Genomic DNA, 23,177 nt, shown 5'->3' on the forward strand with positions numbered 1-23,177 from the left:
CGGTTCTCTGGTTGGGCTTCGCCCCCCCCCCCCCCCCCCTCTCTTTGTTGTCTTTTTCCTCCCTTCCCCCTTTTTGGGGGTTGTGGTTACTCCCCCCCCCCACCCCACCTGAGGCCAGACCCGCGAAAATCCGGCCTCCGCGGTGTCGCGGACCGCGCTCGGGAAGAACGCCGCGAATCGTCTTCCCGAAGCAGTTCGAACACTCGTTCGACTGAGGTAAGACTACACCCGGGGGGCAGGGGAGGCGCAACGGCGCGGGGAGAATTTTCGAACATCCGTTCGCACGATCACTCGGCAGTGGCGCCGCCCACCGGCGCGGCGGATCCCGGAGCGGGGTGCAGGTGTGTGCGCTGCCCGTCGTGGTCGAAGATGCACAGGATCTCCGCCGGCCCGCCGTGCGCCCCGAACGCGTGCGGCGTCATCGTGGAGAACTCGGCCGCCTGGCCCGCCTCCACGAGGATGGTCCGCTCCCCCAGCCGCAGTACGACCACACCTGACAACACGGTGAACCAGTCCTTGCCCGGATGCACCCGCAGCTCGGCCGGGACGGGCCGGGTGATGCGCATCTTGGCCACCGACACCCCGTGCGGCCCCGGCTCGCGGGTCATCATCCAGGTGGTCACCCCGTGCGCCACGTCGCGCACGGGGCGGATCACCACGTCCTCGTCGTCGACGGACTCCACGAGCTGGTCGAGGGTGGTCCCGAGCGCCCGGGCGATCGGTGCGAGCTGGTCCAGGGCGATCCTGCGGTGACCCGTCTCGATCCGGCTCAGCGTGGAGGGACTCAGGTAGCACCGGGAGGCGAGGTCGTCGAGCGACCAGCCCCTGGCCACCCGCAGTCCGCGGATCCGCTTGCGTACCAGACCGTCGAGCGAGTCGTCTTGCGTCATACGCAAGAGCATATGTCGCAGAGGCAAAGTCCGGCTATGGTCGTGCCATGGCACACGACCACGGCAACCACCACCACAGCCACAGCCACAACCACGAGGCCCTCACCGAGATCCTCGACCTCGACGCCGAGGTGCTGCACGAGCACCTCACCGAGGTCATGGCCTGGGTCCACGAGCGGACCGGCGCCGTCTCGACCGTCCTGGACCTGGGCGCGGGCACCGGCGCCGGCACCCTCGCCCTCGCCCGCCGCTTCCCCGGCGCCACCGTCACCGCCGTCGACGTGTCGCCGGAGATGCTGCACCACCTGCGGCACAAGGCCCACGCCGCGGGACTCGCCGACCGGATCCGCACGGTGGAGGCAGACCTGGACACGGCGGAGCACGACGGCCGGGACAACGACCTGGTGTGGGCGGCCAACTCGCTGCACCACCTGGCCGACCCGGTCGCCAGCCTGTCCCGCATCCGCGCCGCGATCCGCCCCGGCGGGCACCTGGTGGCCTTCGAGATGGACTCGTTCCCGCGGTTCCTGCCCGGTGAGGAACTCGAGACCCGCTGCCACGCGGCGGTCGCCGAGGCCCGCGCCGCCGACATGCCGCACCTCGGCGCCGACTGGGGCCCGCTGCTGCGCGCCGCCGGCTTCACCGTCGAGGACCGGCACCGCTTCGAGATCGACCTGAAGCCGCCGCTGCCGGAGGCCGCCGGGCGGTACGCGCAGGCGACCCTGCGGCGGATGCGGCACGCCCTGGAGGACAGGCTCAGCCCCGAGGACCTGGCCGCCCTGGAGGAGCTGGCCGGCACCGTACACGACCGGCCGGACCTCACCGTCCAGGCGCGCAGGACCGCCTGGCTCGCCACGCCGTAAGGGGCATGATCCAAGACCACACCTGACCTGTACCCTCTGCGGGTGACCCACCAGCCCCGCCCCGTCGCCGGTGTCGCGATGGTCCTCGCCGGCAGCGCCCTGTTCGCCGTCAACGGCACCGTGTCCAAGCTGGCCGCCGGCACCGGGATCGACGCGCCGCAGCTCACCACGCTGCGGGCCGGTGGGGCCGCGCTGGGGCTGTTCGCGCTCGCGCTGGTGTTCCGCCCGGCCCGGCTGCGGATCAGCCGCCGCGAGGTGCCGATGCTGGTGGCGTATGGCCTCGCCGGTTTCTTCCTCGTCCCCATGCTCTATTTCGTGGGGATCGGGCGGCTCCCGGTCGGCATCAGCCTGCTGTTCGAATACACGGCGCCGGTACTGGTGGCGCTGTGGGCGAGGTTCGTCCAGGGACACCGGGTGCGGCCGCGGCTGTGGGCGGGACTGGCCGCGAGCCTCGCCGGGCTCGCCTGCGTCGCGGAGATCTGGGGTGAGCTGCGCCTCGACGGGATCGGGGTGGCCGCCGCGCTCGGCGCCGCCGTGCTGCTCGCCGTCTACTACCTGCTCAGCGCCCACGGTGTGGCCAGCCGGGACACGCTGTCGCTGACCGCGTACGCGTTCGGGGTGTCCGCCCTCGCCGGGTCGGTGGTCCGGCCGTGGTGGGACTTCGACTTCGCCCGCACGACCGTGACCACCCACGGCGTCCCGGTGTGGGTGCTGCTGCTGTACGTGGTGATCGGCGGGTCGATCGCGCCGTACCTGCTGCTCGCCGGGGCGATGCGGCACCTGCCGCCGACGAGCGTCGGGATCATCGGCATGTCGGAGCCGGTGATCGCCACCGCCGTCGCCTGGCTGGTCCTGCACGAGCACCTGAACGTCGCGCAGATCTGCGGCGGCGCCCTGATCCTGGCCGGCGTCGCGCTGGCCGAGACCGCCCGCGTCCAGGCGACGCCGGCCGAGCGCCGCCCCGAAACTGTCGGTGCCCCGAACTAGAGTCGACGCCATGCAGCCCCACCCGAACGTGCAGGCGATGCAAGACGCGCTCGACGCCGCCGGCGCCCGCGCCGCCGACGGCACCCCGTGCCAGATCAAGGTCCTCACCGAGGCGGTGCACACCGCCCCCGCGGCCGCCGCGGCCGTCGGCGTCGAGGTCGGCCAGATCGCCAATTCGCTGATCTTCGACGCCGACGGCGACCCGCTGCTCGTCCTCACGTCCGGCGCGCACCGCGTCGACGTCGGGAAGGTCGCCGCGCTGCTCGGCATCGCCAAGAGCAGGGTCCGGCGGGCCAGCGCCGAGTTCGTCCGCGAGCACACCGGCCAGGTCATCGGCGGGGTGTCGCCGCTGGCCCACCCCAAGCCGGTGCGCACCCTCGTCGACGTCGACCTCGCGCAGTATGGCGAGGTGTGGGCCGCCGGCGGCATCCCGCAGTCGGTCTTCCCCATCACCTATGACGAGCTGGTCCGCGTCACCGACGGCACCCCTGCCGAGGTCGCGTGACCGTCCGGCTCCACGTCTGGCGCGTCCGCAGGCGTGCGGTGCCCCTCGCGTTCTGGGGCATGGCCGCCGACCGGCGGAGGCTGCGCCGCCAGGCGGGCTTCGTGAAGCTGCTCGGCACCGGCAAGGGCAGCGACTTCGGCGCGGGCAAGGCCGACCTGACCCGCTGGGCGGCGGTCATCGTCGGCGACGCCGCGGTCGCGCCGCCGATGCGCGGCGCGATCACGAGCTGCGTCATCACCCTGGAGCCGGTCGCCAGCCGCGGGACGTGGGCCGGGCGGGAGCCGTTCGAGCCGGTGGCGCCCCCGTCCGCGACCGGCATGATCGCGGTCCTGACCCGGGCCAGGCTGAAGACCCGCAAGGCGCCAGCGTTCTGGAAGGCGATCGATCCCGTGTCCCGGGCGCTGCCCGGCGCCGAGGGCATGATCTGCGCGTTCGGCGTCGGCGAGGCGCCAGTAGGATTCCAGGGCACGGTCAGCCTCTGGCGCAGTGCGGCGGATGTCATACGCTTCGCGTACCGTCAGCCCGAGCATGCCGCCGTCGTGGACCGCACGGCCCGCGAGGGTTGGTATGCGGAGGAGTTGTTCGCCCGGTTCCGTGTGCTGGACGTCACCGGCGACCGCGAGGTGATCGGTTGGAGGGACAGCCCGTGAGGCTCGTGCGGTGGCGCGGGGACGACCTCCTCGCGCGCCTCGACGACGTCATCGCCGTCTATGGGGAGGCGATGGGCTACTCGGTGCAGCTCCTGCAGACCCGCCGCGGCTATGTCGCCGGGCACACCCGGCGCGAGTCGTTCCAGGCCGTCGCGACGCTCGACGACGACGACAACCTGCTCGGCTTCGGCTATGGCTACCGCGGCACGTCCGGGCAGTGGTGGCACGACCAGGTGCGCAACGCGCTGCGCCGCGAGCACCGCAAGTTCTGGCTCGGCAACTGTTTCGAGCTCGTCGAGCTGCACGTCCGCCCGCACGCGCAGGGCCACGGCATCGGCGCCCGCCAGCTGCACGACCTGCTCACCAGCGCGCCGCAGCAGACGGCGCTGCTGTCCACGCCCGAGGCGCCCGAGGCGACGTCGCGCGCCTGGCGGCTCTACCGGCGGTTCGGCTTCGTCGACGTCCTGCGGCACTTCAACTTCCCGGGCGACGACCGCCCGTTCGCCGTCCTCGGCCGGCAACTTCCGCTGTGAAGGCGCTCTGGGCGCTGCTCGCGGCGCTCGTCCTCACCGAGATCGCCTATCCGCTGGTGCACGGCGACACCCGGGCGGCGCTCACCGTCGCCACCGTCGTGACCGGCTACGTGCTGTCCGTCGGGCACGCCTGGCTGTCCCGGGGACCGCGCGCCGCCGCGGTGCTCGTCCTCGTCACCACCGGCGGCGGGTTCGCGGTCGAGGCGGCCGGCAGGTCGACGGGCTTCCCCTTCGGCGACTACGACTACGCCGGGTCGCTGGGGCCCAGGCTGCTGGGCGTGCCGCTGGTGATCCCCCTCGCCTGGACGTGGATGGCGTGGCCCGCGTGGCTCGCCGCCGCCCGCCTCACCGGCCGGCCGTGGCTGCGGGTGGCCGTCGCCGGCGTGGGCCTGGCCGCGTGGGACCTCTTCCTCGACCCGCAGATGGTCGCCGAGGGTCACTGGCGGTGGGAGGCGCCCGGCGCGGCCCTGCCGGGCGTCCCCGGCATCCCGTTGACCAACTATCTCGGCTGGCTGCTGGTCGCGTGGGTGCTGGCGGCGGCGCTCGCCCTCCTGCTGCCCGGCGGCGACGGCGACGACCGGCCGATGTATGCGCTGTACCTGTGGACGTACGGCTCCAGCGTCCTCGCGCACGCGGTGTTCCTCGGCATGCCGGCGTCGGCGGCGTGGGGCGCCCTCGGCATGGGTCTCGTGGCGGTCCCCCTGGCGGTGACGCTGTGGCGCTCACGATCATGACGCCGGTGACGCTCGCGCTGACGGCGGTCGTGCTCGCGCTGACGGTACACACGCTGATCAACGCACGGCTGCTCCGCCGGCCGTCCGCTTCGCCCGCCGCCTCCCCCGGCGCCGCCGCGGCGGTGCTGCTGCCGTTGCGGGACGAGGTGGAGCGGGTCGAGCCGTGCCTGCGGGCGCTGCTCGCGCTGGACGGCGCGCCGCGGCTGCTGGTCCTCGACGACGGCTCCACCGACGGCACCCCCGACCTGGTCAGGTCGATCGGCGGCGACCGGGTCACGCTGCTGACCGGCGGGCCGCTGCCACCGGGCTGGCTCGGCAAGCCGCACGCCTGCCAGCAGCTCGCCGACGCCGCCGGCGCCGACCTGCTGGTGTTCCTCGACGCCGACGTGGTCCTGCGCCCGGACGCCCTGACCGCGGCCGCCGCCCTGCTCGACGAGGCGGGGGCCGACCTGCTCAGCCCGTATCCGCGGATCACCGCGACCGGTGCCGGCGAGCGGCTCGTCCAGCCGCTGCTGCAGTGGTCGTGGCTGACGTTCCTGCCGCTGCGCGCGATGGAGCGCTCACCGCGCCCGTCCCTCGCCGCGGCCGGCGGGCAGTTCCTGCTGGTCCGGCGGGAGGCGTATGACCGCGCCGGCGGGCACGCCGCGGTCCGCGGCAAGGTCCTCGAGGACATCGAGCTGGCCCGCGCGGTGAAACGCTCCGGCGGCAGGATCGCGCTCGCCGACGGATCCGGCCTGGCGACCTGCCGCATGTACACGTCCTGGCGGGAGGTCACCGACGGCTACAGCAAGTCGCTGTGGGCGTCGTTCGGCTCGCCCGCCGGCGCGTTCGCCGTCGTGTCGCTGCTGCTCTGCCTGTACGTGCTGCTGCCCCTCACCCTCGTCGCCGGCTACTGGCAGGGGCTGGCCGGATATCTGCTCGGCGTCGCCGGGAGGGTCGTCAGCGCCCGGGCGACCGGCGGGCGGGCGTGGCCGGACGCCCTCGCCCATCCCGTGTCCGTGCTGCTGTTCGCCTGGCTCGTCGCCCGGTCCTACCGCCGCCGCGGCCGGGTCACCTGGAAGGGACGCCCCACATGGCAACCGTGACCGTCACCCGGCAGGGGCGCCGCGCATGGCGACCGTGACCGTCATCGGTGCCGGGGTCGGGGGGCTCGCCACGGCGGCCAGGCTCGCCGCGGCCGGGCACAAGGTCACCGTCTTCGAGCAGGCGGCGACCGCCGGCGGCAAGCTCGGCCGGCACGAGCGGGTCACCGACGCCGGCACCTTCCGGTTCGACACCGGGCCCAGCCTGTTCACGCTGCCGCAGGTCGCGGCGGAGCTGTTCGCGCACACCGGTGGCCCCGCTCCGGAGCTCGACCTGGTCGCGCTGGATCCGCTGGTACGGCACCGCTTCCCCGACGGCACGACCCTCGACTCCTGCGCGGGGGCGGGCTTCGAGGACCGCATCGCGGCCGCGTTCGGCGCCGACGCGGCGGACGACTGGCGGCGGCTGTGGCAGCGGGCCGCCCGCGTCTGGGAGACCTCGTGGCGGCACGTCCTCACCGCCCCCGTCGACAACCCGCTGCAGCTCGCCGGCCTGGCGTGGCGGCTGCGGGACCTGGCCGCGATCGCACCCGGGCAGACGCTGCGCGGCCTGGGCCGCCGGCACCTGCGCGACCCGAGGCTGCGGATGCTGCTGGACCGGTACGCCACCTACACCGGCGCCGACCCCCGCCGCGCGCCGGCCGCGCTGCTCGCGATCCCTTACGCGGAGCTGGCGTTCGGCGGGTGGTACATCCGCGGCGGCCTCGGAACGCTCGCCGACGCGCTGCTCGCCCGGTGCGCGGCCCTCGGCGTGACCGTCCACCTCGGCACACCGGTCGGGTCCGTCCTCGTGGAAGGCCGCCGGGCCGCCGGCGTCGTCCTCGCCGACGGCACCACGGTCCGCTCCGACCTGGTCGTCGCCAACGCCGACGCCCTGCACGTCTACCGCGACCTGCTCCCGTCCCCGCGCCGCGCGGCCGGCCTGCGGCGGCGCAGTCTCGGCGGGTTCGTCCTGCTGCTCGGCGTCCGCGGCACCACCCCGGACCTCGCGCACCACACCGTGTTCTTCCCGCGCGACTACGACGCCGAGTTCGACGCGATCTTCGGCGCTCCGGCCCGCCCGCCGGACGACCCGGCCGTGTTCGTCACCGCCGCCGACGACCCGGCCGCCCGCCCCGCCGGCCACGAGGCCTGGTTCGTCCTCGTCAACGCCCCACCGCACGACGACTCCGCCTCGCGGGGCTCCGGCTCGTCGGCACGGGGCTCCGGCTCGGTCTCGCGGGGCTCCGGCGGGTTCGACTGGCGCGCCGCCGGGGTCGCCGACGCCTACGCCGACCGTGTCCTGTCGATCCTCGCCGCCCGCGGCGCCGACGTCCGCGACCGGCTGCTGTTCCGCGACGTGCTGACCCCGGCGGACCTGGAGACCTCGACCCACTCCCCCGGCGGCGCCATCTACGGCACCGCCAGCCACGGCCTCACCGGCCTGCTCCGCCCCCCGACCCGCGGCACGGTCCGCGACCTGTTCCTGGTCGGCGGCTCTGTCCACCCGGGCGGCGGCCTGCCGCTGGTCATGCTGTCCGCCAAGATCGTCGCCGACCGCATCGGCCCCGCCTAGCCCTGCCCGCCGGCCGCGTCATGACGCACCACGCCGGCCCCACCCCGGCGGACCGGATCGGCACCGTTCGACAGCGACCCCGGCCCGCCGCGGCTCATCATCGGATCGCCCGGCCGACCGCGGCGGCACCGGATCCGCACCGCTCAACGCCGCCCCCGCCGACATCGGCCCTGCCTAGCCCAGCCTCCCGGCCGCGTCATGACGCACCACGCCGGCCCCACCCCGGCGGACCGGATCGGCACCGTTCGACAGCGACCCCGGCCCGCCGCGCCCGCAGCGGCCCGGCGGCCGGTTCGTGCGTTCGTCCAACAACACGATCTTCTCCGTCGCGCCGGCGGGACCGGGCAGGTCATCATCGGCTCGGCCGGGCGGCCGCGGCGGTTCCGGCGTGGTTCAGGACAGGGCGCGGCGGACGCCGACGGCGAGCTGGACGAAGCCGATGGCGGTCAGGGCGGCCATGACGACGAGCACGGCGAGGACCGTGGCGTGCTGCCAGTGGCCCGCGACGGCGGTGGCCGCGACCGCGAGGAGGCCGAAGATCGTGACGAGGACGCGGGTCGGGCGTTCCGCGACGGTGACGGTGCCGATGTCGGACATGCCGGCGACGGTGGCCCGGGCACGGACGTACTCGTGCAGCCACATCACGCCGCCGCAGGTCACGGCGAGCCAGGCGGGGCCGCCGAGGAGGACGAGCGCCACGAGCCAGCAGGCCTCGGCGACGCGGTCGGCGGCGGAGTCGTAGACCTGCCCGAGGCGGCTCGCCCTGCCGGTGACCACGGCCAGGACGCCGTCGACGGTGTCCGCGACCGCCGAGAGCAGCACCAGGACCGCCCCGGCGAGCGCCCAGCCGCGGCCGCCCGTCACCGCGAGCGGCACGGCGACGGAGAACAGCAGGCCGAGGACGGTCACCGCGTTCGGACTGCGCACGCCGGTCCGGATCAGGACGGCGCCCAGCTCGTACGACATGCGCAGCCAACCCTGCACGAGCGGTGTCGCGGACCGAGGGTCATAACCGCCGTGCGCCGCCGCCCAGCGCTCGGCGTAGCCGTCCCAGTCGCGGACGTCAGACGCGCGCGCCGACACCGAGCTGCTGCCAGACCTCCCGGGTCGCCGTCGACCGGTTGAGCGTGATGAAGTGGATCCCGGGCACGCCCTCGGCGAGGAGCCGCTCGCACATCTCGCTGGCCAGGTCGATGCCGAGACGCCGCACGGCCTGCGGGTCGTCGGCGACGCGCTCGAACCGGGCGGCCAGCGCCGGCGGGAACGGGGCGCCGGACAGCTGCTGCGAGCGGGCGATCGTGCCGATCGCCGTGACCGGCATGACCCCGGCGACGACCGGGGTGTCGCAGCCGGCCGCCGCGACCCGGTCACGCAGCCGCAGGTAGTCATCGGCGTCGAAGAACATCTGGGTGATCGCGAAGTCGGCGCCGGCCCGGCATTTGCGGACGAAGTTGACCGTGTCGGACTCGATGTCCGCGGACCTCGGATGCTTGTACGGGAACGCGGCCACGCCGATGCTGAAGTCCCCGGACTCGCGGACGAGCCGGACGAGCTCCTCCGCGTAGAGGACACCCTCCGGGTGCTGGACCCACTCGCCCATCGGGTCACCGGGCGGGTCGCCGCGCACGAGCAGGAAGTTGCGGATGCCGGCGCCCGCGAGCTGGCCGATGACGTTGCGCAGCTCGGCGATCGAGTGGTTGACCGCGGTCAGGTGCGCCATCGGCAGCAGCGTCGTCTCCGTCGCCACCCGCTCCGTCACGGCGACGGTGGTGTCCCGGGTGGTGCCGCCCGCACCGTACGTGATGGAGACGAACGACGGTCTGAGGGGCTCCAGCTCCCGGATCGCCTGCCACAGCTGGCGCTCGCCCTCCGGGGTCTTCGGCGGGAAGAACTCGAAGGAGAACGTCGGCGCCGGTGCCGCGATCAGGTCACCGATCGCCGCGGGGCCGCCACCCATCACTGAAGGAAGTCCAGATGCCACGGTCCCGACTGTAGTGCCACCGCCACCGCCACCGCACCGCTGAATCTTGTCGTACCCCTGGGGTAGAAAGAGGTTGGACGGTTCGACGGTCGAGGGCATCGCGAAGCCCGCGGCGCGCCGGGTCGTCCTGCTGGACCGCGAGCGGACGGGGGTCGCTGGTTCCAGGAGGTCGTGACCCATGTCTCAGACGATCGATCCGGGTGAGTCCCTCGGCGCGCTGCTGACCCGCGTGCGCCAGGCGCAGGGCAAGTCGCAGGTGCGGCTGGCCGGGCTGCTGTGCGCGGCGTCGGGGCTGCCGACGCTGACCCGCCACGAGGTGTCCCGGTGGGAGCGGGAGGAGCGCATCCCGAGCCAGGTCTGGCTGGGCTGGCTCGCGCTCGTGCTCGACACCCCGCTCGACGACTTGGAGCGCGCCGCGGCGCGGACCCGGCGGCGGAGGGAGCCGACCATGACCTTCACCACGACATTCATCCCGGCGACCGGCGCGGCGACGATCCCGTCCGCGCCGGCCCGCGTCGCACCCTCCGGCGGCGCTCCCCCGGGCGACGACCCGGGCGGCGGTGACCCGGGCGGGCGGGTCGCCGAGCTGCGCCGCATGGATGACCTCGTCGCCGGGCCCGAGCTGGTCGCGCTCGTGCTCGCCGAGCTGCGGTCCGCCATCCGCGACGCCGGGACGGGCCACGGGTCGCAGGGGCGGGTGGCCGAACTGGCCCAGTTGCACGCCTGGGTCGCCGTCGACGCGGGCCGGCCCCCGCTGGACGGTGTCCAGCGGGGCGGGGTGCGGGCGGCGGTCGCCGCGGGTGACCGGGCGCTCGCCGGGCACCTGCTCGGCTGTGCCGCTCAGACCGCCGCCGAGCGGGGCGACGGACCGGCCGCGCTGCGCGCCGCCCTCGCCGCCTGCCGGGTCGCGGCCCGGTGCGACCCGGCGACCAGCACGGCGCTGGCGTTGCGGGTCGCGTTCGCCGCCGCCGTCTCCGGCGACCGGCGCACCTGCGACGCCGCACTCGCCACGGCGGAGCGCTCACACGGCCGCCGCGAGCCGGGGGCGGGTCCGTCATGGCTGTATTGGCTGGACGACGCCCACGTGCACGCCCTCACCGGCCTGTCCCTGACCGCGGCGGGCCGCCCGGCCGCCGCGCTGCCCCACCTCGCCGCCGCGCTGCGTTCCCCCGGCGTCCGGTTCCGCGCCGCCGGTCTCGTCGCCGCCGCCACGGCCCGTGCCCACCTGACCGCGGGCGACCTCGACGCCGCGTGCGCCGCCGCCACCGAGGCGCTGCTCGCGTGCGTCGACTCGGGCTCGTTCCGGGTCCTGCGCCGGCTCCGCCACCTCGAGCCCGCCCTGCACGCCGCGGCCGGAGCAGGACCGATGCCCGCGGCGCTGCTCGCGTATTCCCAGCTGGCCGAGTCGGCCGCCGCCTGCCTGCCGGGCGCCGCCCCGCCACAGGTCCCGGCACCCACCGTCCCGCTGGCGGCACCCGTGTCCATGATCACGGTGACCCCGGCGTCGCCGGCCGCGGCGGGGCCGGACCGGCTGCGGGGAAGGGTGGCCAGCTGACCCTGCCCCGCCGACCGGCCCGCGGCCGGACCCGCCGCACCACCTCGCCGTGCCGACCTGCCCGCCGAACCCAGGGATGAGGGCGGCGGCGGTGACGGTGGGCGAGGGGGCGGGTGCGGTGTGTTGTCGCAGGTCGGGTTGTGTCGGCCGGGTGGGCGGAACAGAGGGCGGGCCGGTGGATGGGAGGCGGGACCGGAGCGGCGGGCGGCGCGGTTTCGGGCTAGCGTCTCTGCCGTGACGCACCCCTTCCTCGACCGGGCCGAGCTTCGCACGCGGGTCCGGCAGGCACTCGACGACTTCCTGCGGCGCCGGCGGAGCAGGCTCGCGGAGATCGAGCTGGAGGCCCTGGCCCCGGTCGCCGACGCGATCGAGGCGTTCGTGCTGCAGGGCGGCAAACGGCTGCGGCCCGCGTTCGCGTACTGGGGATATCGCGGCGCCGGTGGGGTGGACGACGACGCGGTGGTGGCCGCGGTCGCCGCGCTGGAGCTGGTCCAGGCCAGTGCCCTGATCCACGACGACGTGATGGACGGGTCGGAGACGCGGCGCGGGGAGCCGGCCGTGCACCGCCGGTTCGCGAAGCTGCACGCCGAGCGGGGCTGGCACGGGGACGCGGACGGGTTCGGCACCGCGTCGGCGATCCTGCTCGGGGACCTGTGCCTCGTGTGGTCCGACGAGCTGCTGCACGCGAGCGGGCTCGATCCGCTGACGCTGGCCAGGGCGCGGCCGGTGTTCGACGAGATGCGGACCGAGGTGACCATCGGGCAGTATCTCGACGTGCAGACGCAGGCGACCGGGGACACGTCGACCGGGCGGGCGAGTCTGGTGGCGCGGTTCAAGTCGGCGAAGTACACGATCGAGAAGCCGCTGCTGCTCGGCGCCGCGATCGCCGGGGCGGCGCCGGAGCTGAGCAAGGCCTATGAGGGGTACGGGCTGCCGCTGGGCGAGGCGTTCCAGCTGCGCGACGACGTGCTCGGCGTGTTCGGCGACCCCGAGGTGACGGGCAAGCCGGCCGGTGACGACCTGCGCGAGGGCAAGCGCACCTATCTGGTCGCGGCGGCCCTGGAGAAGAGCGACCCCGCGGCGCTGTGGCGGCTCGGCGACCCGGACCTCGACGCCGAGGGGGTCGCCCAGTTGCGGGAGGTCATCGTCGGCAGCGGCGCCCTGGACCGGACGGAGCGCAGGATCGCCGACCTGACCGAGGAGGCGATGCACGCGCTCGACGGCGCCCAGATCACGGCGGAGGCGCGGGAGGTCCTGACGGGTCTGGCCCAGGCGGCGACGCAGCGGACAGTCTGACCCACAGCGACAGCGTCACCACGATCAGCGCGAAGCCGAACAGGAGATCCTCGACAGGGGCGTACACGAGCCGCAGCCCGAGAATGTCGGACGGGTTGTACAGGACCACGCCCCGGCCGGTGAGGATGCCGTTGGACAGCAGCTGGAAGCCGAAGATGATCGGGTAGGTGCACCAGAACACCTTCCCGAGCACGACCCGGCCGCGGATCGCGAAGACGTCGGCGAGGACGGCCACGACGACGCCCGTCACGGCGGCCGCCGTGTAGGTCATGGCCGCCGCCGGGCGGCGAGGCGCAGCAGCGTCTGGCGGGTCGCCTCGAAGCCGAGGATCGCGCAGACGGGCACGACGAGGAAGAACAGCACCTCTTCCAGCGGCAGGCCGCCGGGGAACACGACGCCGGTCATCTGGGCGGGGTCGAACGTCCAGTGCCCGGCGCGGATCGCCAGCAGGTCCCAGACCACGAACACGGCCGCGACCGGGGCGATGGTCAGGACGAGCCGCCGCACCTGCCGGAGCACGCCGACCTTGAGCAGCGGCTCCAGCCAGAGCGCGCCGAACAGGCAGCCGGCGAGCACCAGCAGATACGTCAGATGCCGGAGCAACTCAGAAGCCCAGGGCCTGCGCGCGGCGCTTGACCTCGGTCGCCCGGTTGCCGCGCAGCGCCTCGGCGGGGGTGCCCGGCAGGGTGTCGTCGGGCGTGTACAGCCACCGCAGGGCCTCATCGTCGTTGTACCCAGCGTCGTGCAACACCGTGAGGACGCCGGGCAGGTGCTTCACCACACCGTCGTCGCTGATGAAGTCGGCCGGCACGCGCAGCACACCGTCCTGGCGGACGGCGAGGAACTTGCGCTCCCGGACGAGCTGGTGCACCCGGTTCACCGGGATGCCGAGGCGTTCAGCGACGTCCGGCATGGTCAGCCACTCGGCGGGGCCCACAGGTTGTTCGGTCACAGGGAACACAGTGCCATGTCGCTGCTGCGACGGCTGACGGAGGGGAACGGCTGTGGGGCTCTGGCTCAAGGTCCACCGCGAGGTCACCGGCGCCTGGCGTTCCGCGTGCTACGACGTCTACCGCCAGGTGAGCCGGCGCAAGCTGGCGCAGCTGCTGACCGAGGAGACGACCGAGTTCGTGAGCCCGGCCCGGCACCGGGCCGAGCCGGGCCCCCGCCGGCCGCGCCGGGTCGCGGCGACCAGCGGGGTCGCGCTGCTCGTCGCCGGTGGGGCGGCCGGCACGTACCTCGCCGTCGCGGGCAGCCTGACCGCGCTGCGCATGCCGCCGCCACCAGCGCCGGTCGCCGCCGCGGCGGAGCCGGCGGCGGCCGCGCCGGACACCACGGGCACCTCGGGACCGGCGACCGTGCCGACCGCCGGCCGGCCGCAGGTCCGCCGGTCCGCGGCGCCGCCCGTCCTGGCGATGCCGGCCGTCCCGCCGCCCGCCGCGGTGCCCACCACGAACCGCCCGGAGAGCACACCGACGCCGTCGGCGAGCCCCAGCCCGACCGTTTCAGCCAGTCCGTCACCCTCCGCGTCCGGACCGTCGCCAACCCGTACGGCCTCAAAAACCCCGAAACGGGGACAAACAAACGATGGTGTGGCAGGACGCTGAGGAATCGGGTTCACCAGCCGTACACTCGCAGCCAATGGATACCACGGTCGCCGATCCTCTCCTCGGTGCGCTTGTAGACGGGCGCTACCGCGTTCGCACCCGTGTCGCCAAGGGCGGCATGGCGACGGTCTACACCGCGCTCGACGAGCGGCTCGAGCGCACCGTCGCCCTCAAGATCATTCACCCTGGTCAGTCGCACGATCCGCACTTCGTCAACCGGTTCACCGACGAGGCGAAGACGATCGCGCGGCTCACCCACCCGAATGTCGTCGCCGTGTACGACCAGGGCACGCACCACGGGCTGCCGTATCTGGTGATGGAGTTCGTGCGGGGCCGGACGCTGCGCGAGATGCTCGCCGAGCGCCGCCGCCTGCAGCCGCAGGAAGCCCTCGCGATCATGGAGCAGATGCTCGCCGCGATCGCCGCCGCGCACCGCGCCGGGCTCGTGCACCGCGACGTCAAGCCGGAGAACGTGCTCGTCGCGGAGGCCCCCGGCGACACGCACAACATCATCGACGGCGTGGTCAAGGTCGCCGACTTCGGGCTCGCCCGCGCGGTCGAGGCCAGCGCCGACGAGACCGGGTCGCACCTCATGGCCACGGTCGCCTACGTCGCCCCGGAGCTCGTCACCGACGGGCACGCCGACCCGCGCACCGACGTGTATTCCGCCGGCATCGTGCTGTTCGAGATGCTCACCGGCCGGGTGCCGTATGAGGCGGACCGGCCGGTCGAGGTCGCGTGGCAGCACGTCGACCGGGACGTGCCGTTCCCTTCGCGGTACACCCCGGGACTCCCGTCGGCCGTCGACGACCTGGTGATCAGGGCGACCCGGCGCGACCCCGGCGCCCGGCCGACCGACGCCGGCGCGATGCTCGCCGAGGTGCAGGCCGTCCGCGAGGACATCGGCGTGGAGCTCGCCACCCGCGCCCGCCCCCTGGCGCAGCCGACGGTGATCGTGCCGCAGATCGAGTCGGTGCCGCAGAACGTGTACCGCACCGGGTCGATGCAGGTCGAGCCGGCCCGGCCGTCGTGGGCGAAGCTGCCCAGCCCCGGGCCCGCGCAGCCGCCGGCCCGCCGGCGCAGGGCCCAGCCGGAGCCGGTCGGTCCCGCCGCGAAGCTCGCGGAGCTGCTCGCGCAGATCAACGCCAACCCGCGGACCCGCCTCGCGGTGATCGCGTCGATGCTGACGCTGGGCCTGCTGGTGGCCATCGGTGGGTATTGGATCGGCGTCGGCCGTTACACCGACGCGCCCGACCTGACCACGATGACCAGCGACATGGCCGGCCAGCAGGCGAAGGCCGCCGGGTTCAAGGTGAAGTTCGGCCCGCCGAAGTTCGACACGAAGATCGCCAAGGACAAGGTCCTCGCCCAGGACCCGGCCGCGCACGCGCGGATCCTCGACGGCGGCACGATCACGCTGACGCTGTCGCTCGGCCCCGAGATCCACAAGGTCCCGGACATCGCCGGCAAGGAGTACGACCTCGCCCTCGTCGACCTCCAGGCCACCGGCCTGCAGGCGAGCAAGGGCGAGAAGTACGACGACGCCGTCCCGGCCGGCTACGTCGTGGAGACCGACCCGAAGATCGGCACCGAGGTCAAGCCCGGCCAGACGATCAAGGTCTTCGTCAGCAAGGGCCCCAACCCGATCAAGGTCCCGCTCGTCATCGGCAAGAACGTCGAAGAGGCCAAGCAGGCCCTCACCAGGGTGAAGATCACCGTCGGCAAGATCGAGGCCGTCGACAGCGACAAGCCGAAGGACCAGGTCGTCTCGCAGAGCATCGGCGACGGCAACAGCGTCACCGACGGCATGGTCATCGACCTGCAGATCTCGAAGGGCCCGGCGCTCGTCACGCTGCCGGAGGTCCGCGGCATGCAGCTCGACCAGGCCCGGCAGACCCTGGAGGCGATGGGGCTCGGCGTCGACGTGCAGGGCTTCGGCACCGTCCGCCAGATGGACCCGGCACCCGGCACCCAGGTCCCGCCCGGCACGCGCGTCCGCCTGCTGGCGTACTTCTAGTGTTCGGCCCGACACCGGTGGGCGGGCACGCGCCCGCCGCCGGTGGCCTGGCCAAGGCGTCGCTGCGTTACGTCGAGCAGACGGACGCGACCGCCGTGCAGGTCTACGTGTCCAACCCGCGCGGCTGGGCCCTCACCGAAGGCGACCCGGGCCAGGACGCGGCGTTCCTCACCGGCTGCGACTCGCGCGGGGTCACCGCGTTCATCCACGCCGCGCTGCTGGTCAACCTCGGCTCCCCCACCGCGGCCACCGTCGAGCGGTCGGTCGCCACCCTGGAGCACGCCCTGCGCCGCGGCAAGGCGATCGGCGCGCGGGGCGTGGTGTTCCACGCCGGGTCGGCCGTCGACGCCGCCCACGCCGGCAAGGCCCTGGACGTGGTACGAGCCGTGCTCCGCCCCCTCCTCGACCGCGCCGCGCGGGACGGCTGGCCACCGCTGCTGGTGGAGCCGAGCGCCGGCGGCGGCCGCTCGCTGGCGTCCCGGGTCGAGCACCTGGAGGCGTACCTCGCCGCCGTCGACCACCACCCGCAGCTCGGCGTCTGCTTCGACACCTGCCACGCCTGGGCGGCCGGCCACGACCTCGCCGCCCCGGGCGGCATGACGTCGACCCTCGACGCGCTGGTCCGCGCCGTGGGCCCGGGCCGCCTGCGGCTGATCCACGCCAACGACTCGAAGGACACCTGCGGCTCGACCCGCGACCGCCACGAGTCCCTCGGCAAGGGCACCATCGGCGCGGCGGCGTTCACGGAGCTCGTCCGCCATCCCGCCGCCGCGGGCGTGCCGCTGATCGTGGAGACCCCGAGCGGCGACCTCTCCGCCGACCACGCCGCGGACATCGCCCTCCTCCGCGCCGCCTGGTCGGCCGCGGAAAGTGTCGCACCGGGGCGGTAGCGTCCCGGGTGGACGGGATCGGACGCGGGGTTTCGCCTCCCGCAGGCGGGGTGGGTGCTCGACTGGAGCTCGTGCGCCCCGCACCGGCAGCAGCCGGGCGGACCTTGAACCGGAGTGGGCTGAGCAGCGGGCCGCCGCCGGTCCGGTGACAGCCGCGCCGGGACCACCAGGCGCTGCGGCCGCACCGGGCAAACCTGTCGGGCGGAGCCGGCCGAGCCGACCGGCGCGACGGATCACCGCCGGTGGGCGCGGAAGCGTCAGGTCAGGAGTTTGGTGAGGACGGCGGCGGCGGTGGTGACGGCGTCGTCGGTGAGGTCGAGGTGGGTGGTCAGGCGGACCGTGCGCGGGCCGAACGGGGAGACCATGACGCCCTGGTCGCGGGCGGCGGCGGTCAGCTGGGCCGCGTCGAGCGGGGCGTCGCGCAGGTCCAGCATGACGAGGTTGGTCTCGACGCGGGACGGGTCGGCGACGCCGGTCGGGGCGAGGGCCGAGGCCAGGTGGCGGGCCTTGGCGTGGTCGTCGGCGAGGCGGTCGATGTGGTGCCGCAGGGCGTAGAGGCCGGCGGCGGCCAGGATGCCGGCCTGGCGCATGCCGCCGCCGAGGCGTTTGCGGATGAGGCGGGCCTCGGCGATGCGGGCCGCGGAGCCGATGACCAGGGAGCCGACGGGCGCGCCGAGGCCTTTGGACAGGCAGACGGACATGGTGTCGAAGAGCCGGCCGTATTCGAGCAGGGGGACGCCGGTGGCGACGTGGGCGTGCCAGATGCGGGCGCCGTCGCAGTGCAGGAGCAGGCCGTTGTCGTCGCAGACGGTGCGCAGCGCCTGCAGGGAGGACAGCGGGATGACGGTGCCACCGCCGCGGTTGTGGGTCTGCTCGACGGCGATCGCCCTGGTCGGCACGACGTAGCCGCCCGCCGGGCGGATCATGCCGGCGATGACCGAGACGTCCAGGGCGCCGCCGGCGGCGGGCCAGGTGCGGGTGGAGACGCCGCCGTAGGCCGCGGCCGCGCCCATCTCGTAGGTGACGACATGGGCGTCGGCGTCGCAGAGGAGCTCCTCGGCGCGCGGGACGACGAGCTGCACGGCGATCTGGTTGGCCATGCAGCCCGACGGCGTGAAGAGGGCGGCCTCGTGGCCGAACAGCGCGGCCGCGTAGGACTGCAGCTCGTGCAGCGTCGGGTCCTCGTCGAACACGTCGTCACCGACCGGCGCCTCGGCCATGGCGGTGCGCATGGCGGGCGTCGGCCGGGTGACGGTGTCCGAGCGGAGATCGGCGACGATCTCAGCCACGCAGCATCTCCGCGACGAGGAACGCCAGCTCCAGGGACTGCTGCGTGTTGAGGCGCGGGTCGCAGGCGGTCTCGTAGCGGCCGGGGAGGTCCTCGTCGACGATCGCCTGGGCGCCGCCGAGGCACTCGGTGACGTCCTCGCCGGTGAGCTCGACGTGCAGGCCGCCCGGGTGGGTCTCCAGCTCGCGGTGGACCTCGAAGTAGCCGAGGACCTCGTCGACGATCCGGTCGAAGTGCCGGGTCTTGTAGCCGTTGGAGGACTCGTGCGTGTTGCCGTGCATCGGGTCGCACTGCCAGACGACGCGGCAGCCGGCGGCGGTGACCTTCTCCACGATCGGCGGGAGCGCGTCGCGGACCTTGTTGCTGCCCATGCGGGCGACGAACGTGAGCCGGCCCGGGATGTTGTCGGGGTTGAGCTTCTCGAAGAGCTCGAGGGCCTGCTCGGGGGCGGTGGTGGGGCCGAGCTTGACGCCGATCGGGTTGGCGATGCGCGACATGAAGTCGACGTGGGCGCCGTCGATCTGCCGGGTGCGCTCACCGATCCACAGGAAGTGCCCGGACAGCCCATACGGCCGGCCACCGGCGATGCGGGCGAGGGGCCGCTCGTATTCCAGGGCGAGGGCCTCGTGGGAGCAGTACAGCGTGACGGTGCGCAGCGCCTCGTCGTCGGTGACCCCGCACGCCTGCATGAAGCGCAGCGCCCGGTCGATCTCGCGGGCGATCGCCTCGTAGCGCTGGCCGGCGGGCGACGTGACGACGAAGCCCTTGTTCCAGTCGTGGACGGCGTGCAGGTCGCCCAGGCCGCCGCCGAGGTAGGCGCGCAGCATGTTCATGGCGCTGGACGAGTTGGCGTAGGCCCGGACCATCCGCTGCGGGTCCGCGATGCGCGCCTGGGGGTCCTGGTCCAACGAGTTGATCATGTCGCCGCGGTACGCCGGGAGGCCCAGCGAGTCGAGGGCGGCGGAGCGGGGCTTGGTGAACTGGCCGGCCACGCGGCCGAGCTTGATGACGGGCAGGGACGCGCCGTAGGTGAGCACGACGGCCATCTGCAGCAGGGTGCGCGCGTTGGCCAGGACGTGCGCCTCGGTGTTGTCGGCGAACGTCTCGGCGCAGTCGCCACCCTGCAGCATGAACGCCTTGCCGTCGGCGACGAGGGCGAGCCGCTCGCGGAGCTGGTCGACCTCGTAGGGCGCGACGATCGGCGGCACCGACGACAGCAGCTGCCCGACCTCGTCGACGGCCTGCTGGTCGGGCCACGGCGGGGTCTGCGCCCGGGGCAGGGTGCGCCAGTGGTCGAGCCCGAACTCCTCGTCGTCCTTGGAGTCACCGGCGACGGCGACGCGTGAGATCTCGGGACCGGGGTATGTGAAGTGGTGCCACTCCTGCCGCATACCTGGAAGGGTACCGACCCCGGGCCCCGGCGGGCCTGCCGCCGTCCCGCCGGTCCCGGAAACTAGGAATGCGCTGGCATCGCAACCAGCGGTCACATATTGATCATGTGTCCTGCCAGGCCGTGAATGGCTTCCTTCACCGCCTCGCCGAGGGTCGGGTGGGCGTGGACGTTGCGGGCGACCTCGTGCACGGTGAGGTCCCACTGCTGGGCCAGGGTCAGCTCGGGCAGCAGCTCGGTGACCTCGGGACCGATCAGGTGGGCACCGAGCAGTTCGCCGTACTTCCCGTCGCTGATGATCTTCACGAAGCCGGTGGCGTCGCCGAGGCCGTGTGCCTTGCCGTTCGCCGTGTACGGGAACTTGACGACCTTCACGTCGAAGCCCTGCTCGCGGGCCTGCGCCTCGGTCCAGCCGAAGCTGGCGACCTGCGGCTGGCAGTACGTGGCGCGCGGGATCATCACGTAGTCCAGCTCCATCGTCTCGGCGCCGGCGATGGTCTCCGCGGCGATGATCCCCATCGACTCGGCGGCGTGCGCGAGCATCAGCTTCGCGGTGACGTCGCCGATCGCGAAGATGTGCGGCACGTTGGTGCGCAGCCGGCCGTCGACGGCGATCGCGCCCCGCTCGGTGAGCGCCACCCCGGTCTTCTCCAGGCCGTAGCCCTCCACCCGGGGCTGGAAGCCGATCGCCTGCAGGAGCTTGTCCGCCTCCAGGACCTTCGACCCGCCGCCGGAGGACACGGAGACCCGCACGCCGTCCGGGGTCTCCTCGACCGATTCGACGCGGGTCGAGGTGAGCACCTGGATGCCGAGCCGCTTGTACCGCTTCGCCAGCTCGGCGGACACCTCGGCGTCCTCGAGGGGGACCATCCGGTCGAGGAACTCGACGATCGTGACCTTGACGCCGTAGTTGTGCAGGACGTAGGCGAACTCGACCCCGATCGCGCCGGCACCGGCGATGATGATCGACGACGGCAGCTCCTCGGTGAGGATCTGCTCCTCGTACGTCACGACCCTGGACGACAGCGAGGTGCCGGGCAGCAGCCGGGTGGTGGCACCGGTGGCGATGATGCAGTTGGCGAACGTGACCGTCTCGTCGCCGACCTGCAGCGTGTGGTCGTCCAGGAAGACGCCGCGGCCGTGGTACTGACGGATCTCGTTCTTCTTCATGAGGTAGTGCACGCCCTTGACCCGGCCGTCGGCCACCTTCCGGCTGCGCTGGAACGCGGCGCCGTAGTCGAAGGTCACCGATCCCTGGATGCCGAACGTCTTCGCCTCGGCGGTGAAGATGTGCGCCAGCTCGGCGTTGCGCAGCAGGGCCTTCGACGGGATGCAGCCGACGTTGAGGCAGACGCCGCCCCAGTAGCGGTCCTCGACGATCGCGGTGCGCAGGCCGAGCTGCGCGGCCCGCACGGCGGCCGTGTAACCGCCGGGGCCCGCGCCGAGGACGACGACATCGAAATTGGTCTGTTGACTCATCACAGCCAGTCCTTGCGTTTGAAGGTGACGTACAGCCCCACGGACAGCACCACGATCAGCACGGCGGAGGTCACGAACCCCGTGCGGTGCTCGAAACCCGGAAACGGCAGATTCTGCCCGTAGTAACCCGTAACAGCGGTGGGAACCGCGATGATGGCCGCCCAGCTGGTGACCTTCTTCATGATGTTGTTCATCCGGTTGCCCTGCACCGCGAGGTTCGACTCGAGAATCGTGGCGACGAAGTCGCGCAGGCTCTCCGTCCACTCCGTGACCCGCAGCACGTGGTCGTACAGGTCCTGGTAGTACGGGGCGGTCTCCTCGTCCGCGACCTTGGCCCGGATCAGGCCGTTGACCACCTCGCGCATCGGCAGCACGATCTTGCGCAGGTGGCTCAGGCTGCGGCGGAGCCGGAAGCTGCGCTGCTGCACCGCCCGGACCGCCATGGGGGTCTCCTCGAACAGCTGGTCCTCGAGGGCCTCCAGGGCGTCGTCGAGCTCCTGCACCGCGTCGAAGTGCCCGTCGACGATGACGTCGAGCAGCCCGTGCACCAGGTACGCGACGCCGTGCGGCGCCAGCTCGGCGGTGTCGTCCCAGCGTTTGACGACGGCGTCCATGCCGAACCCGCCGTCGTGCACGGTGATCAGCGCGCGGGACGTGATGAACGCCGCGACCGGGTGCACGGCGAGCGCGCCGGCGTCGCTGTCGAACCCGGCCTGGTACGCGCTGAGGAACAGGTGCTCCCGGTAGTGCCCGAGCTTCGGCCGCTCCCGGGGCGACGACGCGTCCTCGATCGCCAGCCGGTGCAGCCCGAACTCCTCCTGCACCTGCTCGTACTGCTGCGGCGTCGGCGACTCGAGATCCAGCCACACGATTGTGTCAGCGGCCCGCAGGTGCTCCGAGATATCGTCGAGCGGGAAGTCCTCGGCCACCAGGTCACCGTTGCGGTAGAGCCGCGTGCGCGCCATGCGCCTCATCCAACCAGAAGGAGGCAGGCGTGGCAGCGTTCGGCGAGGCGACGCAGGTCCGGCCGGCCGGCGACGGCTTCGAGGCCGAGCTCGATCCACTGTGGACCGTCGGCGGGAAGCCCAACGGCGGCTATCTCCTGGCGATCCTCGCCAGGGCGGCGGTCGAGGCGGCCGGCACGCACCCGGATCCGCTGTCGGCGAGCGCGGTCTACCTGTCCCCGCCGGACCCCGGGCCGGTCTCGGTCGCCGTCGAGGTGTTGCGCACGGGCCGGTCGGCGAGCCAGGTGCGGACGCGGATGAGCCAGAAGGACCGCACGTGCGTCGAGGCGCTGTTCACGCTCGGCGACCTCGCGGCGGCGGGCGAGCCGCGCTGGGTCGACACCGCCGCCCCGCCGGTCGCCGCCGAGCGGGACCTGCTGCCGACGCCGTCGGTGGCGCCCGGCACGGACCTGCGGATCGACATGCTGGACCAGTTCGAGCAACGCATCGACTGGCAGGCGATCGGTGAGCACCCCGGTGAGCTGCGCGGCTGGCTGCGGCTGCCGGACGGCGCCGGCTGGGACCCGGTGTCGCTGCTGTTCGCCGCCGACGCGTTCCCGCCGGCCACGTTCACCCTCGGCAGCAACGGCTGGACGCCGACCCTGGAGCTCACCGTGTACGTCCGGGCGCTGCCCTCCCCCGGTCCGCTGCGGGTACGCCAGCGGGCGCGGCTGCTGACGGAGCACCTCGTGGACCAGGTGTGCGAGATCTGGGACTCGCAGGACCGGGTCGTCGCCCAGGCCACCCAGCTCGCGGCGTACCGGATGGCCCCGCCATGAAGTCGGGGGGGGGGGGGGGGGGGGGGGGGGGGGGGGGGGGGGGGGGGGGGGGGGGGGGGATTTGATCTTCTTTTTCCCCTTTTTTTTTTTTT

At 73.5% G+C, this 23,177-nt stretch carries 24 protein-coding genes; 14 read left to right on the forward strand and 10 right to left on the reverse strand.

The window, feature by feature from the left end:
• Positions 1-287: 287 nt before the first annotated feature.
• Positions 288-890 carry an XRE family transcriptional regulator gene (locus ACZ6TV_RS21520; protein WP_465298988.1) on the reverse strand — a complete coding sequence of 201 codons (603 nt, stop codon included), beginning with the start codon at positions 888-890 and terminating at the stop codon, positions 288-290.
• Positions 891-937: 47 nt separating this feature from the next.
• On the opposite strand from ACZ6TV_RS21520, the gene ACZ6TV_RS21525 reads away from it, so the two are divergent.
• The 8 genes from ACZ6TV_RS21525 to ACZ6TV_RS21560 are packed head-to-tail and all read left to right on the forward strand — an operon-like array spanning position 938 to position 7,799.
• The gene (locus tag ACZ6TV_RS21525; protein WP_465298989.1) at positions 938-1,753 is read left to right on the forward strand and encodes a class I SAM-dependent methyltransferase; all 816 of its coding nucleotides are present in this window, start codon (positions 938-940) and stop codon (positions 1,751-1,753) included.
• A 42-nt stretch (positions 1,754-1,795) separates the two neighbouring features.
• Positions 1,796-2,740, forward strand: a complete 945-nt coding sequence (locus tag ACZ6TV_RS21530; RefSeq protein ID WP_465298990.1) for an EamA family transporter — start codon at positions 1,796-1,798, stop codon at positions 2,738-2,740.
• Positions 2,741-2,750: 10 nt separating this feature from the next.
• Entirely contained in the window at positions 2,751-3,245 is a 495-nt protein-coding gene (locus ACZ6TV_RS21535) for a YbaK/EbsC family protein (RefSeq protein ID WP_465298991.1), read from the forward strand.
• Complete coding sequence (locus tag ACZ6TV_RS21540; RefSeq protein WP_465298992.1) at positions 3,242-3,895, forward strand: monooxygenase; 654 nt, start codon at positions 3,242-3,244, stop codon at positions 3,893-3,895. Before ACZ6TV_RS21535 ends, ACZ6TV_RS21540 begins: the two co-directional genes overlap by 4 nt.
• Positions 3,892-4,428 (forward strand): GNAT family N-acetyltransferase, encoded by a 537-nt coding sequence (locus ACZ6TV_RS21545; protein ID WP_465298993.1) that lies wholly within the window; start codon positions 3,892-3,894, stop codon positions 4,426-4,428. Before ACZ6TV_RS21540 ends, ACZ6TV_RS21545 begins: the two co-directional genes overlap by 4 nt.
• Positions 4,425-5,162 carry a carotenoid biosynthesis protein gene (locus tag ACZ6TV_RS21550; protein WP_465298994.1) on the forward strand — a complete coding sequence of 246 codons (738 nt, stop codon included), beginning with the start codon at positions 4,425-4,427 and terminating at the stop codon, positions 5,160-5,162. Before ACZ6TV_RS21545 ends, ACZ6TV_RS21550 begins: the two co-directional genes overlap by 4 nt.
• Entirely contained in the window at positions 5,159-6,247 is a 1,089-nt protein-coding gene (locus tag ACZ6TV_RS21555) for a glycosyltransferase family 2 protein (protein WP_465299277.1), read from the forward strand. The genes ACZ6TV_RS21550 and ACZ6TV_RS21555 overlap by 4 nt, the downstream gene beginning before the upstream one ends.
• A gap of 25 nt (positions 6,248-6,272) precedes the next feature.
• Positions 6,273-7,799 (forward strand): phytoene desaturase family protein, encoded by a 1,527-nt coding sequence (locus tag ACZ6TV_RS21560; RefSeq protein ID WP_465298995.1) that lies wholly within the window; start codon positions 6,273-6,275, stop codon positions 7,797-7,799.
• A 393-nt stretch (positions 7,800-8,192) separates the two neighbouring features.
• Here the strand turns inward: ACZ6TV_RS21560 and ACZ6TV_RS21565 are convergent, their stop codons facing one another.
• Together ACZ6TV_RS21565 and metF are read right to left on the reverse strand one after the other, a co-directional pair.
• A complete protein-coding gene (locus tag ACZ6TV_RS21565) occupies positions 8,193-8,765 on the reverse strand; it encodes a CDP-alcohol phosphatidyltransferase family protein (RefSeq protein WP_465298996.1) in 573 nt (190 codons plus the stop codon).
• Positions 8,766-8,862: 97 nt separating this feature from the next.
• Positions 8,863-9,780, reverse strand: a complete 918-nt coding sequence (gene metF / locus ACZ6TV_RS21570) for a methylenetetrahydrofolate reductase [NAD(P)H] (protein WP_465298997.1) — start codon at positions 9,778-9,780, stop codon at positions 8,863-8,865.
• A gap of 178 nt (positions 9,781-9,958) precedes the next feature.
• Here metF and ACZ6TV_RS21575 point away from each other — a divergent pair, with 178 nt between their 5' ends.
• Complete coding sequence (locus ACZ6TV_RS21575) at positions 9,959-11,335, forward strand: hypothetical protein (protein ID WP_465298998.1); 1,377 nt, start codon at positions 9,959-9,961, stop codon at positions 11,333-11,335.
• Positions 11,336-11,569: 234 nt separating this feature from the next.
• Entirely contained in the window at positions 11,570-12,631 is a 1,062-nt protein-coding gene (locus tag ACZ6TV_RS21580; protein WP_465298999.1) for a polyprenyl synthetase family protein, read from the forward strand.
• Here ACZ6TV_RS21580 and ACZ6TV_RS21585 read toward each other — a convergent pair.
• From ACZ6TV_RS21585 to ACZ6TV_RS21595, 3 genes are read right to left on the reverse strand one after another with little or no spacing between them, the layout of a single operon-like run.
• A complete protein-coding gene (locus ACZ6TV_RS21585) occupies positions 12,567-12,902 on the reverse strand; it encodes a lycopene cyclase domain-containing protein (protein WP_465299000.1) in 336 nt (111 codons plus the stop codon). The genes ACZ6TV_RS21580 and ACZ6TV_RS21585 overlap by 65 nt on opposite strands.
• A complete protein-coding gene (locus ACZ6TV_RS21590) occupies positions 12,899-13,234 on the reverse strand; it encodes a lycopene cyclase domain-containing protein (protein WP_465299001.1) in 336 nt (111 codons plus the stop codon). The genes ACZ6TV_RS21585 and ACZ6TV_RS21590 overlap by 4 nt, the downstream gene beginning before the upstream one ends.
• 1 nt (position 13,235) lies before the next feature.
• A complete protein-coding gene (locus ACZ6TV_RS21595; protein WP_465299002.1) occupies positions 13,236-13,592 on the reverse strand; it encodes an Rv2175c family DNA-binding protein in 357 nt (118 codons plus the stop codon).
• A gap of 43 nt (positions 13,593-13,635) precedes the next feature.
• Between ACZ6TV_RS21595 and ACZ6TV_RS21600 the strand changes: the two genes are divergently transcribed.
• The 3 genes from ACZ6TV_RS21600 to ACZ6TV_RS21610 are packed head-to-tail and all read left to right on the forward strand — an operon-like array spanning position 13,636 to position 17,145.
• On the forward strand, positions 13,636-14,238 hold the full coding sequence (locus ACZ6TV_RS21600) for a hypothetical protein (protein ID WP_465299003.1): 603 nt from the start codon (positions 13,636-13,638) through the stop codon (positions 14,236-14,238).
• A 34-nt stretch (positions 14,239-14,272) separates the two neighbouring features.
• Complete coding sequence (locus ACZ6TV_RS21605; protein WP_465299004.1) at positions 14,273-16,255, forward strand: Stk1 family PASTA domain-containing Ser/Thr kinase; 1,983 nt, start codon at positions 14,273-14,275, stop codon at positions 16,253-16,255.
• On the forward strand, positions 16,255-17,145 hold the full coding sequence (locus tag ACZ6TV_RS21610) for a deoxyribonuclease IV (RefSeq protein WP_465299005.1): 891 nt from the start codon (positions 16,255-16,257) through the stop codon (positions 17,143-17,145). Before ACZ6TV_RS21605 ends, ACZ6TV_RS21610 begins: the two co-directional genes overlap by 1 nt.
• 257 nt (positions 17,146-17,402) lie before the next feature.
• Here ACZ6TV_RS21610 and ACZ6TV_RS21615 read toward each other — a convergent pair whose 3' ends face one another.
• From ACZ6TV_RS21615 to ACZ6TV_RS21630, 4 genes are all read right to left on the reverse strand, one after another.
• A complete protein-coding gene (locus ACZ6TV_RS21615) occupies positions 17,403-18,434 on the reverse strand; it encodes a threonine aldolase family protein (protein WP_465299006.1) in 1,032 nt (343 codons plus the stop codon).
• On the reverse strand, positions 18,427-19,824 hold the full coding sequence (locus ACZ6TV_RS21620) for a class II 3-deoxy-7-phosphoheptulonate synthase (protein ID WP_465299007.1): 1,398 nt from the start codon (positions 19,822-19,824) through the stop codon (positions 18,427-18,429). Before ACZ6TV_RS21620 ends, ACZ6TV_RS21615 begins: the two co-directional genes overlap by 8 nt.
• Before the next feature lie 92 nt (positions 19,825-19,916).
• A complete protein-coding gene (gene lpdA, locus ACZ6TV_RS21625; protein WP_465299008.1) occupies positions 19,917-21,302 on the reverse strand; it encodes a dihydrolipoyl dehydrogenase in 1,386 nt (461 codons plus the stop codon).
• On the reverse strand, positions 21,302-22,267 hold the full coding sequence (locus ACZ6TV_RS21630) for a magnesium transporter CorA family protein (protein ID WP_465299009.1): 966 nt from the start codon (positions 22,265-22,267) through the stop codon (positions 21,302-21,304). Before ACZ6TV_RS21630 ends, lpdA begins: the two co-directional genes overlap by 1 nt.
• A gap of 29 nt (positions 22,268-22,296) precedes the next feature.
• On the opposite strand from ACZ6TV_RS21630, the gene ACZ6TV_RS21635 reads away from it, so the two are divergent.
• Positions 22,297-23,085, forward strand: a complete 789-nt coding sequence (locus tag ACZ6TV_RS21635; RefSeq protein ID WP_465299010.1) for a thioesterase family protein — start codon at positions 22,297-22,299, stop codon at positions 23,083-23,085.
• Positions 23,086-23,177: the final 92 nt, after the last annotated feature.

It is taken from the genome of Dactylosporangium sp. NPDC051087 (assembly GCF_055586325.1).